12 protein-coding genes are annotated in these 14,687 nt (G+C 66.8%); 8 read left to right on the top strand and 4 right to left on the bottom strand.

Annotated features, from left to right (window positions below):
* Positions 1-140: 140 nt before the first annotated feature.
* The 8 genes from ACLIJ1_RS09700 to ACLIJ1_RS09665 all read left to right on the top strand — a co-directional run bounded on the left by ACLIJ1_RS09700 (position 141) and on the right by ACLIJ1_RS09665 (position 10,370).
* A complete protein-coding gene (locus ACLIJ1_RS09700) occupies positions 141-2,441 on the top strand; it encodes an NADP-dependent malic enzyme (RefSeq protein ID WP_411365304.1) in 2,301 nt (766 codons plus the stop codon).
* A 159-nt stretch (positions 2,442-2,600) separates the two neighbouring features.
* A complete protein-coding gene (locus ACLIJ1_RS09695; protein WP_411365303.1) occupies positions 2,601-4,088 on the top strand; it encodes a nucleobase:cation symporter-2 family protein in 1,488 nt (495 codons plus the stop codon).
* Positions 4,089-4,405: 317 nt separating this feature from the next.
* Complete coding sequence (locus ACLIJ1_RS09690; RefSeq protein WP_411365302.1) at positions 4,406-5,437, top strand: ABC transporter substrate-binding protein; 1,032 nt, start codon at positions 4,406-4,408, stop codon at positions 5,435-5,437.
* Entirely contained in the window at positions 5,437-6,270 is an 834-nt protein-coding gene (locus ACLIJ1_RS09685) for an ABC transporter ATP-binding protein (protein WP_411365301.1), read from the top strand. The genes ACLIJ1_RS09690 and ACLIJ1_RS09685 overlap by 1 nt, the downstream gene beginning before the upstream one ends.
* A 13-nt stretch (positions 6,271-6,283) precedes the next feature.
* Complete coding sequence (locus ACLIJ1_RS09680; protein WP_411365300.1) at positions 6,284-7,048, top strand: ABC transporter permease; 765 nt, start codon at positions 6,284-6,286, stop codon at positions 7,046-7,048.
* A complete protein-coding gene (locus ACLIJ1_RS09675; RefSeq protein ID WP_411365299.1) occupies positions 7,048-7,521 on the top strand; it encodes a nucleoside deaminase in 474 nt (157 codons plus the stop codon). The genes ACLIJ1_RS09680 and ACLIJ1_RS09675 overlap by 1 nt, the downstream gene beginning before the upstream one ends.
* 116 nt (positions 7,522-7,637) lie before the next feature.
* The gene (locus tag ACLIJ1_RS09670) at positions 7,638-8,468 is read left to right on the top strand and encodes an urease accessory protein UreD (protein WP_411365298.1); all 831 of its coding nucleotides are present in this window, start codon (positions 7,638-7,640) and stop codon (positions 8,466-8,468) included.
* A 216-nt stretch (positions 8,469-8,684) separates the two neighbouring features.
* Positions 8,685-10,370 carry a response regulator gene (locus ACLIJ1_RS09665; RefSeq protein ID WP_411365297.1) on the top strand — a complete coding sequence of 562 codons (1,686 nt, stop codon included), beginning with the start codon at positions 8,685-8,687 and terminating at the stop codon, positions 10,368-10,370.
* Between the two features lie 24 nt (positions 10,371-10,394).
* Here ACLIJ1_RS09665 and urtE read toward each other — a convergent pair whose 3' ends face one another.
* Genes urtE through urtB form a run of 4 tightly spaced genes read right to left on the bottom strand, consistent with a single transcriptional unit; the run spans position 10,395 to position 14,677 of the window.
* A complete protein-coding gene (urtE, locus tag ACLIJ1_RS09660) occupies positions 10,395-11,087 on the bottom strand; it encodes an urea ABC transporter ATP-binding subunit UrtE (RefSeq protein ID WP_411365741.1) in 693 nt (230 codons plus the stop codon).
* A gap of 16 nt (positions 11,088-11,103) precedes the next feature.
* Positions 11,104-11,976 (bottom strand): urea ABC transporter ATP-binding protein UrtD, encoded by an 873-nt coding sequence (urtD, locus tag ACLIJ1_RS09655; protein ID WP_411365296.1) that lies wholly within the window; start codon positions 11,974-11,976, stop codon positions 11,104-11,106.
* Complete coding sequence (urtC, locus tag ACLIJ1_RS09650) at positions 11,973-13,091, bottom strand: urea ABC transporter permease subunit UrtC (protein ID WP_411365295.1); 1,119 nt, start codon at positions 13,089-13,091, stop codon at positions 11,973-11,975. Before urtC ends, urtD begins: the two co-directional genes overlap by 4 nt.
* Positions 13,088-14,677, bottom strand: coding sequence for an urea ABC transporter permease subunit UrtB (gene urtB / locus ACLIJ1_RS09645; protein WP_411365294.1), 1,590 nt, complete (start codon positions 14,675-14,677; stop codon positions 13,088-13,090). The genes urtC and urtB overlap by 4 nt, the downstream gene beginning before the upstream one ends.
* Between the last annotated feature and the right edge of the window lie 10 nt (positions 14,678-14,687).

Genomic DNA, 14,687 nt, shown 5'->3' with positions numbered 1-14,687 from the left:
CCCACGCTCCGCCGCTGCGCGGGTCGCTGCCCCCCGCGGGGGCTCGATTCGGCTTGGGGCGGCCCGGCGCCGAACCTCACTTGCCCCACATGCCACAATCACCGCCCGCCCTGCCGGGCGGTTCGCACATTGGAGACCTCATGACCCCCGCCGAACAAGCCCTGCGCGACGCCGCGCTCGAATACCACCGCTCGCCCAACAAGGGCAAGATCGCAGTGGTCCCGACCAAGCCACTGTCCAACCAGCGCGACCTGTCGCTGGCCTATTCGCCGGGCGTGGCTTTCCCCTGTCTGGCCATCGAAGCCGATCCGTCCCTGGCCTCGGAATACACCTCGCGCGGCAACCTGGTCGGTGTGATCACCAACGGCACGGCCGTGCTGGGACTGGGCGACATCGGCCCGCTGGCCTCCAAGCCGGTGATGGAGGGCAAGGGCTGCCTGTTCAAGAAGTTCGCCGGCATCGACGTGTTCGACATCGAGCTGGCCGAGCGCGACCCGGACAAGCTGGTCGACATCATCGCGGCGCTGGAGCCCACGCTGGGCGGCGTGAACCTGGAAGACATCAAGGCGCCCGAGTGCTTCTACATCGAGCGCAAGCTGCGCGACCGCATGAAGATCCCGGTCTTCCACGATGACCAGCACGGCACGGCGATCATCTCCAGCGCGGCGCTGATCAACGGCCTGGAGCTGGTCAAGAAGGACATCGGATCGGTCAAGGTTGCCGTCAGCGGCGCCGGTGCGGCGGCCATCGCCTGCCTGGACCTGATGGTCAACCTGGGCGTGAACATCGAGAACATCCTGGTCTGCGACTCCAAGGGCGTGATCCAGACCGAGCGCGCCGACGCGCTGGCCGGCAAGCTCGACGAGTCCAAGCAGCGCTACTGCCGCACCACCGCCGCCCGCACGCTGGCCGATGCGATGAACGGGGCCGACGTCTTCCTGGGCTGCTCGGCTGCCGGCGTGGTCGACGCCGACATGGTGAAAAGCATGGGCCGCGAGCCCATCATCCTGGCGCTCGCCAATCCCGAGCCCGAAATCCGGCCCGAGATCGCCAAGGCCGCGCGGCCGGACTGCATCATCGCCACCGGCCGCTCGGACTACCCGAACCAGGTCAACAACGTGCTGTGCTTCCCGTACATCTTCCGCGGCGCGCTCGATTGCGGCGCCACCAAGATCACGGAAGAGATGAAGATGGCCTGCGTGCGCCAGATCGCCGACCTGACCAAGGCAGAGACCAGCGACGAAGTGGCCGCCGCCTACGCAGGTCAGGAACTGGTGTTCGGCCCCGACTACCTCATTCCCAAGGCATTCGACACACGCCTGATCCTCAAGATCGCGCCCGCGGTGGCCCAGGCCGCCGCCGACTCCGGCGTCGCCACGCGTCCCATCACCGACATGGACGCGTACAAGGAATCGCTCTCGCGCTTCGTGACCCAGACCGGCATCCTGATGCGGCCGATCTTCAACGCCGCCAAGTCGCTGCCCGCCGACCGCAAGCGCGTCGCCTTTGCCGACGGTGAGGACGAACGCGCGCTGCGCGCCGCCCAGATGGCGATCGACGACCACCTGGCCACCCCGATCCTGATCGGGCGCCCCGCTGTGATCGAGGCCCGCATCCTCAAGGCCGGCCTGCGCATCCGACTGGGTGTCGATGCCGAAAACGTCAACCCCGAGGGCGACCCGCGCTTCCGCCAGTACTGGGAGCACTACCACAAGCTCTTGGCCCGCAACGGCGCCACGCCCGAGGTGGCCAAGGCCGCGGTGCGACGCTCCAACACCATCATCGGTTCGCTGATGGTCTCCATGGGCGATGCCGATGCGCTGATCTGCGGTCTGGTCGGCACCTACGCGACGCACCTCGAACGCATCGACGCCATCCTGGGCAAGGCTCCGGGCGTGAACAACTTCGCTGCGGTCAACGCGCTGATGACGGCCAACGGCCCGCTGTTCATCACGGACACCTATGTGAACGAAGACCCCACGGCTGAGCAACTGGCCGAGATCGCGTGGATGGCAGCACAACAGGTGCAGCGCTTCGGCCTGCCGCCCAAGGTCGCGTTCCTCTCGCACTCCAGCTTCGGTTCCAGCAAGCGCGCCTCGGCCAAGAAGATGCGCGCCGCGCGCGACATCTTTGTCGAACGGCACCCCGAGATCGAGTGCGACGGCGAGTTGCACGGCGATGCCGCGCTGCAGCCCGAGATCCGCAGCGCCTACCTCGCCGAGTCGACGCTGACCGGCTCGGCCAACCTGCTGGTGTGCCCGAATGTGGACGCGGCCAACATCCTCTACAACGTGCTCAAGACCACGGCCAGCGGCGGTGTGACGGTGGGTCCGGTGCTGATGGGCGTGAACAAGACAGCCTACATCCTGACGCCGGCGGCGACCGTGCGCCGGGTGCTCAACATGACGGCCCTCGCGGCCGCCACCGGCGTGCGCAGCTGACCGGCGAACGCTTCCACACCCGAGGGACGCTGCGGCGTCCCTTTTTCTTTTCCCCGTCCGGCGGAACAGACCACCCTTCGAGGGTTTTCCCCATCCATGCGTCATAACCCCGTACACATAATTTGTATACAGTTTTGCATGCAATATTGAGGAAACACGATGGCAACTTTGATCCACCCGGTCGACGAGCACCTGCCCGCCGGCAAACTGGCCGCCCTGGGGCTGCAGCACGTGCTGGTGATGTACGCCGGCGCGGTGGCGGTGCCGCTGATCGTCGGCCGCGCGCTCAAGCTCAGCCCAGAGCAGGTGGCGATGCTGATCTCGGCCGACCTGTTCTGCTGCGGTCTGGTGACGCTGATCCAGTCGCTGGGCGCCACGCAGTGGTTCGGCATCAAGCTGCCGGTGATGATGGGCGTGACCTTCGCATCCGTCGCGCCGATGGTGGCGATGGCCAACAGCAATCCGGGCGCCGAGGGCGCCGGCCTGATCTTCGGCGCCATCATCGGCGCGGGCGTGATCTCGATCCTGATCGCGCCGGTGGTCAGCCGCCTGCTGCGCTTCTTCCCGCCGGTGGTCACGGGTTCGATCATCCTGGTGATCGGCATCAGCCTGATGCGCGTGGGCATCAACTGGATCTTCGGCAACCCGGTCGGCCCGACCGCACCCACCATCGTCAACCCCGAACACGCCAAGTGGCTGGCCGATGCCACCGCTGCGGCCGGTGCGCCGGGCTCCCTGCTGCCCGCCATTCCCAAGGATCTGGCCCTGGTGCCCAAGCTGCCCAACCCCAAGTACGCCGACCTCACCGGGGTGGGCATCGCGGCCCTGGTGTTGGTGTCGATCATGCTGATCGCCAAGTACGCCAGGGGCTTCGTGGCCAACATTTCGGTGCTGCTGGGCATCGTCATCGGCGGCGTGGCGGCCGCGGCCATGGGCCTGATGAACTTCGACAAGGTCGCCAATGCGAAGTGGGTGGACATCGTGCTGCCGTTCGAGATCGCCACGCCGGTGTTCAACCCGGTGCTGATCCTGACCATGACGCTGGTGATGGTGGTGGTGATGATCGAATCGACCGGCATGTTCCTCGCGCTGGGCGAGATGACCGACCGTCCGGTGGATCGCAAGGCGCTGACCGCCGGCCTGCGTACCGACGGCCTGGGCACCCTGATTGGCGGCATCTTCAACACCTTCCCCTACACCAGCTTCTCGCAGAACGTGGGCCTGGTTGCCGTCACCGGTGTCAAGAGCCGCTTCGTCTGCGTGGCTGGCGGCGCGATCCTGATCGTGCTGGGCCTGCTGCCCAAGATGGCGGCGCTGGTCGAGTCGCTGCCGACCGTGGTGCTCGGCGGCGCGGGACTGGTGATGTTCGGCATGGTGGCCGCCACCGGCATCCGCATCCTGGCGGCGGTGGATTTCAAGACCAACCGCTTCAACGCCATGATCGTGGCCATCACCATCGGCGTGGGCATGATTCCGCTGATCGCCCCCAACTTCAAGCAGTGGATGCCGCACGGCATCCACCCGCTGATCGAATCGGGCATCCTGCTGGCCTCGATCGCGGCCGTGGCGCTGAACCTGTACTTCAATGGCAGCGACGGCGACAGCAGCGCGGCGGTCGAAGCCGCCAAGCTGGCCGATGCGCATTGAGCTCGCCCCCACGCTCCGCCGCTGCGCGGGTCGCTGCCCCCCGAGGGGGCTGGGCCTGCCTTGGGGCGGCCCGGCGGCTGGCCCGTCTGCACCCCCCCACGCGACGCCAACCCTTCTCAGGGGCCTTCGGGCCCCTTTTTTGTGCACAGGTGACGGCGGACGCACCAATTCAGGGTTAGCCACAATGACGCCGTGTGCCCCTTGCCCCAAAAATCTGTATACACATTCTGTGTTCAATGCGCCGGCACGTCCGATGCCTGGCATTGAAATTGCTGACCTGTGGCATCCATCCCCCAACGCCCCGACGGAGTCTCCCCATGCACAAGCGCCAAGTCCTCAAGCTCACCGCGGCCCTGGCCGCCGCCGCCACCTTTGGCCTCGCCCACGCCGAGACGCCGATCAAGTTCCAGCTCGACTGGCGTTTTGAAGGTCCGGCCGCCCTGTTCCTGCAGTCGGCCGCCAAGGGCTACTACAAGGCCGCCGGCCTGGACGTGACCGTCGACGCCGGCAACGGTTCGGGCGGCACCGTCACCCGCGTGGCCTCGGGCACGTACGACATGGGCTTTGCCGACATGGCCGCGCTGATGGAGTTCCACGCCAACAACCCGGACGCCCCGAACAAGCCGGTCGCCGTGATGATGGTCTACAACAACACGCCTGCCGCGGTGCTGGCGCTCAAGAAGAGCGGCATCGCCAAACCGGCCGACCTCAACGGCAAGAAGCTGGGCGCCCCGGTGTTCGACGCCGGCCGCCGCGGCTTCCCGATCTTCCAGAAGGCCAACGGCATCGGCAACGTGGCCTGGACCTCGATGGACCCGCCGCTGCGCGAGACCATGCTGGTGCGCGGTGACATCGATGCCATCACCGGCTTCTCGTTCACCTCGCTGCTCAACCTCGAAGCGCGCGGCGTCAAGGCCGAAGACGTGGTGATCCTGCCCTACGCCGACTTCGGCGTGAAGCTCTACGGCAATGCGATCATCGCCAGCCCCAAGCTGATCAAGGAGAACCCGGCCGCCGTGAAAGCCTTCCTGCAAGCCTTCACCAAGGGTGCCAAGGAAGTCATGGCCAACCCGGCCGCCGGCATCGAGACCGTGAAGGCCCGCGACGGCATCATCAACGTCGAACTGGAAACGCGCCGCCTGAAGCTGGCGGTCGATTCCGTCATCGCCAGCCCGGACGCGCGCAAGGAAGGCTTCGGCCAGATCGTGCCCGGCCGCATGGCGCTGATGGCCTCGCAGGTGTCCGACGCCTACGCCACCAAGACCCGCGTCGACCCGGCCGCCGTGTGGAACGGTTCCATGCTGCCGTCCGCCGCCGAGCTCAACGTCCTGCCCGCCGCGAAGAAGTGATGGCCGACGCCGCACCCGCCGAAAAGGCCTTCGTCGACTTCGACCAGGTCTGGCTCGCCTACAACGACGACCTGCTGGCCAAGAACATCTTCGCGGTCGAAGACATCAACCTGAAGGTCAAGAAGGGCGAGTTCATCGCCATCGTCGGCCCGTCGGGTTGCGGCAAGTCGACCTTCATGAAGCTCACCACCGGGCTGAAGATGCCCAGCATGGGTAAGATCACCATTGACGGACAGCCGGTCACCGGCCCGCTGAAGATCTCGGGCATGGCATTTCAGGCGCCCAGCCTGCTGCCCTGGAGGACCACGCTGGACAACGTGCTGCTGCCGCTGGAAATCGTCGAACCGTACCGCAGCCAGTTCAAGGACCGCCGCAAGGAATTCGAGGAGCGCGCCAGCAAACTGCTGACCAGTGTGGGCCTGGGCGGCATGGAGAAGAAGTACCCGTGGGAACTGTCGGGCGGCATGCAGCAGCGCGCCAGCATCTGCCGCGCGCTGATCCACGAGCCCAAGATGCTGCTGCTGGACGAGCCCTTTGGCGCTCTCGATGCCTTCACCCGCGAGGAGCTGTGGTGCACCCTGCGCGACCTGTGGGAAGCGCAGCGCTTCAACGTGATCCTGGTGACGCACGACCTGCGCGAGTCCGTCTTCCTGGCCGACACGGTGTACTGCATGAGCAGAAGCCCGGGCCGCTTTGTCGTCCAGCGCGAGATCGACATTCCGCGCACCCGCGATCTGGAAGTGACCTACACACCGCACTTCACCGACATCGTGCACGAGCTGCGTGGCCACATCGGTGCGATGCGCAAGGCCGGCGCCACCATCAACCAGTGACCAGGACTTCGCCATGAACAAGAAACAGGTCGAGCGCTGGTCTCCGTTCCTGCTGCTGATCGCGATCATCATCCTCTGGGAAGTGATCTGCAGCGGCTTCGGTGTCTCGGAATTCATCTTCCCCAGCCCGTCGCGCATCTGGGCGCAGACGATGGAACACAAGGTCACCATCCTCGGCCACGCCTGGCGCACCTTCTGGGTGACGATGGCGGGCTTCGGCATCGCCATCGTGGTCGGTGTGTTGCTGGGGTTCCTGATCGGCAGTTCGCGACTGGCCTACGCCGCGGTCTACCCGCTGATGACGGCGTTCAACGCGCTTCCCAAGGCCGCCTTCGTGCCCATCCTGGTGGTGTGGTTCGGCATCGGCGCGGGCCCGGCCATCCTCACGGCCTTCCTGATCAGCTTCTTTCCCATCATGGTCAACATCGCCACCGGCCTGGCCACGCTGGAGCCCGAGCTGGAAGACGTGCTGCGTGTGCTGGGCGCCAAGCGCTGGGATGTGCTGATGAAGGTCGGCCTGCCGCGTTCGCTGCCCTACTTCTACGGCTCGCTCAAGGTCGCGATCACGCTGGCCTTCGTCGGCACCACCGTGTCGGAAATGACCGCCGCCAACGAAGGCATCGGCTACCTGCTGATCTCGGCTGGCAGCTCGATGCAGATGGGCCTGGCCTTCAGTGGGCTGCTGGTGGTGGGCATCATGGCCATGGTGATGTACGAGCTGTTCAGCTTCGTCGAGAAACACACCACGGGGTGGGCCCACCGAGGAAGCCAGGGCTGATGACCGGCGACCAGATCGCGCGCCACCTGCGTCGCGCCAACGCCGTGGCGCTGCGCGCGATGCAGATGGGGCGCCACCCGTTCGGCGCGCTGTTGGTCGCGCCCGACGGCGAGACCGTGCTGGCCGAACAGGGCAACATCGACACCGTCCACCATGCAGAGGCCACGCTGGCGCGCACCGCCTCGCTGAACTACTCGGCCGACCACCTGTGGGGCTGCACCCTGGTAACCACCTTCGAGCCCTGCGCCATGTGTGCCGGGACCGTCTACTGGGCGAACATCGGCCGCATCGTCTACGGCGCCAGCGAAGAGTCCCTGCTGACCCTGACCGGCAACCACGCCGAAAACCCCACCCTCTCCCTGCCCTGCCGCGAGGTGGTCGCGCGAGGACAGAAGGCCATCGAAGTCATCGGCCCCATCCCGGCGCTGGAAGCCGAGATGCTGGAACCGCACCTCCAATTCTGGAAAACATAAAGCCGCTCCGGCGCGACGTGTCCCGTTCCAGCATGCCGTGGAACCGGCTCCGCCGGGCCACAGGCATGGCCCCCTGGGGGGTGACGCGAAGCGGCGCGGGGGGCTATCCTCCTTTTATGCCCTGGCACGCCCGTCTCTCCCTCGACTACCAACGGCACGGCGACCGCACCGTCCTGCACCATTCACACGACGGCCCGCTGCGCATCTTCAAGAGCCTCTACCACGAGGGCGATGCGATCTGCCACAACGTGATCGTGCATCCGCCGGGTGGCCTGGTCGGCGGCGACCAGCTGAACATCGATGTCCAGGTGGCCACCGGTGCCCACGGCCTGCTGAGCACGCCGGGCGCAACCCGTTTCTACGCGGCCGACGAGGCCTTCGCTTCGCAACACGTCACGCTGAACCTGGCCGCCGGTGCACGGCTCGAGTGGCTGCCACTGGAAACCATTGCCTACCCTGGCTGTCGCGCCGACAACCGCTGGAGCGCGACCCTGGCGGAAGGCGCCGAGCTGATGGCCTGGGACGTGACCGCGCTGGGCCTGCCCGGTGCCGGGCAGCCGTTCGACAGCGGCGAATTCCGCCAGCGCCTGGAAATCCCGGGGTTGTGGCTGGAACAGGCCCGCATCGACGCCCGCGACCAGCGCCTGCTCGATTCCCCGCTGGGCCTGGGCGGCCGCCGCTGCATGGGCACGCTGGTGCTGGCCACCGGCACAGCGATCCCCCGCGAACGGCGCGAAGACCTGCTGGAGGCCGCGCGCGAGGCCCTGGGCCACGCGTCTGCTGACGTGACGGCCGGGGCGACCGCGCCCAGCGACCGCCTGCTCGCCGTGCGGGCGGTGGCGCCGCTGGTCGAACCGCTGATGGCCAGCCTGCAAGCGGTGTGGTCACTCTGGCGCCGCGCCGCCTGGGACCTGCCCGGGGAGCGTCCACGCATCTGGGGCGTGTGAGCAGTTCGCCCCACGCGCCGCCGCTGCGCGGGTCGCTGCCCCCAAGGGGACTGATCCGGCTTGGGACGGCCCGGCGCCGGGTCGACCGCCTCCCGACGGTGTGCAAAAAGCCGCGCTTTTGCCGACTTGTTCGGGCGATCACCGGTGGAACGGACTGCGCAGAATCGGGGCAGCAACCCTTTCCACGATCTGGCACGCCCCCAAGCCTCTGAGACCATGCCCGCCAACCTGCAGGACGCCAAGGCGCTCGTCATCGACGGCAATCCGCAGTCCCGCTCCATCCTTGTGGGGCAGCTGCGCGATGCCGGCGTGGGCACGATCGTGCAGTGCCCGCGGGTGGCCGACGCCCGTGTGAAGCTCGAAGTTGGCACTTTCGACGTGGTGGTCAGCGAACAGTATTTCGAGCGCGAGGACATGACCGGGCAGGAACTGCTCGACGACCTGCGCCGCAACCAGATGCTGCCCTTCTACACCGTGTTCGTGATGGTGACCTCCGAGTCGTCGTACAGCAAGGTGGCCGAGGCCGCCGAGTCGGCGCTGGACGCCTACCTGCTCAAACCGCACACCGCCGCCGGGCTGGTCGCCCGCATCGTGCAGGCCCGCGAGCGCAAGGCCGCCCTCAAGCACATCTTTGTCGCCATCGACGCCGAACAGTTCGACGAGGCCGCGCAGATGTGCAAGGAGCACTTCGAAAAGCGCAAGGAGTACTACCTGTACGCCGCCCGCATCGGCGCCGAGCTGATGCTGCGCGGCGGCCACCTGCACGAAGCGGAGAAGCTCTACGAAGCGGTGGTCGAAGCCAAGACCCTGCCCTGGGCCAAGCTGGGCGTGGCGCGGGCGCAGATCGAAGGCGGCTTCCCCCAGCGCGCAGTGACCACGCTGGAGAGCCTGATCGAGACCGAGCCCGGCTACACCGATGCCTACGACATCATGGGAAGGGCACAGTTCGAGCTGGGCAACTTCCAGGCTGCGCTGGCAACCTTCAAACGTTCCACCCTGCTCACGCCGTCCTCGGTCAACCGATTGCTCAAGCACGGCATGATGGCCTGGTACGCGGGCGAGCGCGACGAGGGCGTGGAACTGCTCGACCGCGCCACCCGCATCGGGCTGGATTCCAAGCTGTTCGACGCCCAGGCGCTGGTGCTGCTGGCGTTCGCGCGGCTGGACGCCAACGAACACAAGGGCCTGCAGCGCTGCCGCGAGAACATGGAGCACATCCGCGACCGCTATCCCGACAACCCGCGACCGCTGCGGCTGCTGGAAGTCATCGAGGCGATGATCGCGATCCAGGACTACCAGACCGCGCAGGCACTCGACGAGGTCCGCCGCCTCGCCAAAACCATCCACCTGCCCTCGTTCGATTTCGAATCGGCCTGCAACCTGCTGGCGCTGATGACGCGGCTGGCGATGCGCTCGATCCAGCTCTACGAAGTCGACGCGGCGGTCGACACCATGTCGCTGCGCTTCTGCACCAGCCGCGCACTGACCGAGCTGCTGGCCTGCGCCGCGGTCGGGCGGCAGGACTTCATCAACCGGGTGCGCAACGCCCATGCGCAAATTCTCAAGCTGACCGAAGAGGCCATGTCACTCAGCCTCAAGGGCGATCCGCAGGCGGCGGTGGTCAAGCTGCTGCAGGACGGCGAACAGACGCTCAACGCCAAGATCATCGAGTCGGCGCACCTGGTGCTGCACCGCTACCAGGCCCGCATTCCGGACCACAAGGAACTGCTCAAGAAGGCCCAGATCCTGCGCGACCGTTACCGCACCACGGACATCCACGCGGGCCTGGGCGAACAGGCGCACACGGGGCGGGCCGCCGGCGGCATGTCCCTGCCCTCGGGCTACAAGCCCCCGCCCAAAATTGAAGGCCTGCTGGCCAGCGTGAACACCGTCGGCGCCTGAGGCGCTGGAGCGAGGGGGCTCAGTTCAGATCGCCACGAGTTGGCGGATGTTCTTCGCCTGCATTTCGCTGCCCGGACCGCTTGCAATCACCTCGCCGCGCTCCATCACCACATAGTGGTCCGCCAGCGCTTCGGCGAAGTCGTAGTACTGCTCGACCAGCACGATCGCCATGTTGCCGCGGTCGGCCAGCATGCGGATCACCTTGCCGATGTCCTTGATGATGTTGGGCTGGATGCCCTCGGTCGGCTCATCCAGGATCAGCAGCTTCGGCCCCGCCGCCAGTGCGCGCGCAATCGCCAGCTGCTGCTGCTGCCCACCCGAGAGGTCGCCGCCGCGGCGGCCCAGCATCTGCTTGAGCACCGGAAAGAGCTCGAACAGCTCGGCCGGGATCGGCGTGCCACCGCTCTTGTAGGCCAGCCCCATCAGCAGGTTCTCCTGCACCGTCAGGCGGGCGAAGATCTCGCGGCCCTGCGGCACGAAACCCACGCCCTGGCGCGCGCGCTCGTAGGGCGTGGCCCTGTCGATCGCCTGCCCGTCGAGCGTGATGCTGCCGCTCTTGATCGGCACCAGGCCCATCAGCGATTTGAGCAGCGTGGTCTTGCCCACGCCGTTGCGGCCCAGCACCACCGTGACCTTGCCCAGTTCGGCCGTGAGGCTGACGTTGCGCAGGATGTGGCTGCCGCCGTAGTACTGGTTGACGTCCTTGACTTCGAGCAGGCTCATCGTGTTTCCTTCATCGGCCCAGATAAACCTCAATGACCCGTTCGTCGGCCTGCACCTCGTCGAGCGTGCCCTCGGCCAGCACCGAGCCGTCGCACAGCACCGTGACCTTCTCGCTGATCGCGCGGATGAAGCTCATGTCGTGCTCCACCACCATCAGCGAGTGCTTTCCCTTGAGCGAGAGGAACAGCTCGGCGGTGCGCGCGGTTTCTTCGTCGGTCATGCCCGCCACCGGTTCGTCGAGAAGCAGCAGCTTGGGGTCCTGCATCAGCAGCATGCCGATCTCCAGCCACTGTTTCTGGCCGTGGCTCAGCATTCCGGCGGGGCGGCTGGCGCTGTCGGCCAGGTGGATGGTCGTCAGCACCTCGGCCAGCCGGTCCTTCTGCTCGCTGTCGAGCGCAAAGGTCATCGAACGGCGCACGCGCTTGTCGGTGGCCAGCGCCAGCTCCAGGTTCTCGAACACGCTCAGCTGCTCGAACACCGTGGGCTTCTGGAACTTGCGGCCGATGCCCAGCGCTGCGATCTCCGGTTCGCGGTAGCGCAGCAGGTCGATGGTGCTGCCGAAGTAGACCGTGCCCTGGTCCGGCCGGGTCTTGCCGGTGATGATGTCCATCATCGTGGTCTTGCCGGCGCCGTTGGGGCCGATGATGCAGCGCAGCTCGCCCGGCGCGATGTCCAGGTTCAGGCCGTTGATGGCCTTGAAGCCGTCGAAGCTCACGTGCACGTCTTCGAGGTAGAGGATGCGTCCGTGGGTGGTGTCGACCTCGCCGGTGGCAATGCGGCCGTAGCCGGCGCTGCGTCCGCCCGACTCCGTTTTTCCCAGCTCGGGCGCGGTGTGGGCCTTCTCGTAGCGCTGCGCGCCTTCTTCCATCAGGTCGGGCGTCATGCCTTGGCTCCTTTGCCCATGCGCATCTTCTTCACCAGCCCCACCACGCCCTGCGGCATCCACAGCGTGACCGCGATGAAGAGCGCACCCAGGAAGTACAGCCAGAACTCGGGGAAGGCCACGGTCAGCCAGCTCTTGGCGCCGTTGACGATGAAGGCACCGATGATCGGCCCGATCAGGGTCGCGCGGCCACCGACCGCCGTCCAGACCGCAATCTCGATCGACGCGGCGGTGCTCATTTCGCCCGGGTTGATGATGCCGACCTGCGGCACATACAGTGCACCGGCGATGCCACACATGACGGCCGAGATGGTCCAGATCGAGAGCTTGTAGGGCAGCGGGTTGTAGCCGCAGAACATGACCCGGCTCTCGGCATCGCGCACCGCCTGGAGCACGCGGCCGTACTTGCTGCTGACCAGCCAGCGGGCAAACACGTAGAAGCCCAGCAGCGTCAGCCCGGTGATCACGAACAGCGTCATGCGCATGCCGTGCGTGGCCAGCGGCATGCCCAGGATGCGCTTGAAGTCGGTGAAGCCGTTGTTGCCGCCCATCCCGGTCTCGTTGCGGAAGAACAGCAGCAGCGCGGCGAAGGTCAGGGCCTGCGTGATGATTGAGAAGTACACGCCCTTGATGCGCGAGCGGAAGGCGAAGAAGCCGAACACGAAGGCCACCACGGCCGGCACCAGCACGATCAGGAAGAGCGTCGCCACGAAGCTGTCGGACAGCGCCCAGTGCCAGGGCAGTTCCTTCCAGTCCAGGAACACCATGAAGTCGGGCAGGTCGCTCTGGTAGTTGCCGTCGCGGCCGATCTGGCGCATCAGGTACATGCCCATGGCATAGCCGCCGAGCGCAAAGAACAGGCCGTGACCGAGCGAGAGGATGCCGGTGTAGCCCCAGATCAGGTCCATCGCCAGCGCGCAGATGGCGTAACACATGATCTTGCCCAGCAGGCCGACCATGTAATCGGAGAGGTGGAACACGCTGCCCTCGGGCACCAGCAGATTGAGCGCAGGCGCCAGGGCACAGACCACCAGCAGCGCCACCAGCACACCGCTGAAGGCGCCGCGCGTGAGCAGCGGGCCAGGCGTGGGAAGAGAAATCGAAGCGGTACTCATGCTTCCCTGCCTTTGAACGCGAAGATGCCTTGCGGACGTTTCTGGATGAAGACGATGATGAAGACCAGCACCGCGATCTTGGCCAGCACCGCGCCGGCCCAGCCTTCCAGCAACTTGTTCAGCAGGCCCAGGCCCAGCGCGGCATAGACCGTGCCGGCGAGCTGGCCGACACCGCCAAGCACCACCACCATGAACGAGTCGACGATGTAACTCTGCCCCAGGTCGGGGCCGACGTTGCCGATCTGGCTGAGCGCGCAGCCGGCCAGTCCCGCAATGCCCGAGCCCAGCGCGAAGGCGTAGGTGTCGATGCGGGCGGTGTTCACACCCATGCAGCTGGCGATTGGCCGGTTCTGCGTCACGCCACGGACGAACAGTCCGAGCCGGGTGCGCGTGATCAGCAGCGTGACACCCAGCAGCACCGCACCGGCAAACGCGACGATGATGATGCGGTTCCAGGGCAGCGTGAGGTTGCCCATCAGGGTCACGCTGCCGCTCATCCAGCTCGGGTTCTCCACGCCGACGTTCTGCGCGCCGAACAGGCTGCGCACGCTCTGCATCAGCACCAGCGAGATGCCCCAGGTGGCCAGCAGCGTCTCCAGCGGACGGCCGTAGAGGAAACGGATCACCGTGCGCTCCATCGCCGCGCCCACCAGGGCCGAGGCGATGAAGGCCACCGGCAGGGCCGCCAGCAAATACCAGTCGAACAGGCCAGGCAGCGAATTCTTGAAGAAGGCCTGCACCAGCCAGGTGGCGTAGGCGCCGATCATGATCAGCTCGCCGTGCGCCATGTTGATCACGCCCATCAGGCCATAGGTGATCGCCAGGCCGAGCGCGGCCAGCAACAGGATCGAGCCCAGGCTGATGCCGGTGAAGGCCTGCGAGAGCGCGCTGGTGACCGCGAGCGAGCGGTCGAGCGAGGCGATGGCGGCGCCGAGCGCGGCCTTGACGTTGGCGCTGCTTTCGGCCGCCTGGCGGGCCGCCAGCAGCGGCTTGAGCGCCGGATCGCCCATGCTGCCCAGGGCCTGCGCGGCCGAGAGGCGTTGCGCCTCATCGTCGCTGGCCAGCTGCATGGCGGCGCGGGCGAGCTCCAGACTCTTGCGCGCCTTGGGGTCAAGGTTCGTGTTGGCAAACGCCTTCTCGACCAGCGGCAGCTGCGCCGCGTCGGGTTCGTCGAAGGCTGCCTTCTGCAGCATGGCCGCGGCGGCCTGCTGCGCCTTGGTGCCGGTGCCGAACAGGTCGCGCACGGACAGCGCGGCGTCGAGCGCGCCACGCAGACGGTTGTTGACGATGGCGTCCTCGGCCGTTTCGGCCACGGTCACGGCCGCGCCGGTCACCGCATCCTTGCCACTGCCATCGTCGGCAATCAGGAGCACCTGCTCGCCCTGGACCTTGACGGCGCCTGCCGACAGGGCCTGCATCAGGGCGAGGGTGCGTTCGTCGGGTTCCGCCGCCAGCCGGTTGACGGCGGCGATGCGGGTATCCCCCTCACCCGTGGCCAACGCCAAGGCGTCGGCCGGGGTGAGGGCATGCGCGGTGGCTGCGCCGATCAGGCACAACAGCACAGGAAAGAATCGCAGCCAGCGCATCAGATACCCC

Source organism: Hydrogenophaga sp. RWCD_12, assembly GCF_046604225.1.
Taxonomy (GTDB): Bacteria; Pseudomonadota; Gammaproteobacteria; order Burkholderiales; family Burkholderiaceae_C; genus Hydrogenophaga.
This window is presented reverse-complemented; position numbering and strand designations above follow the sequence as displayed.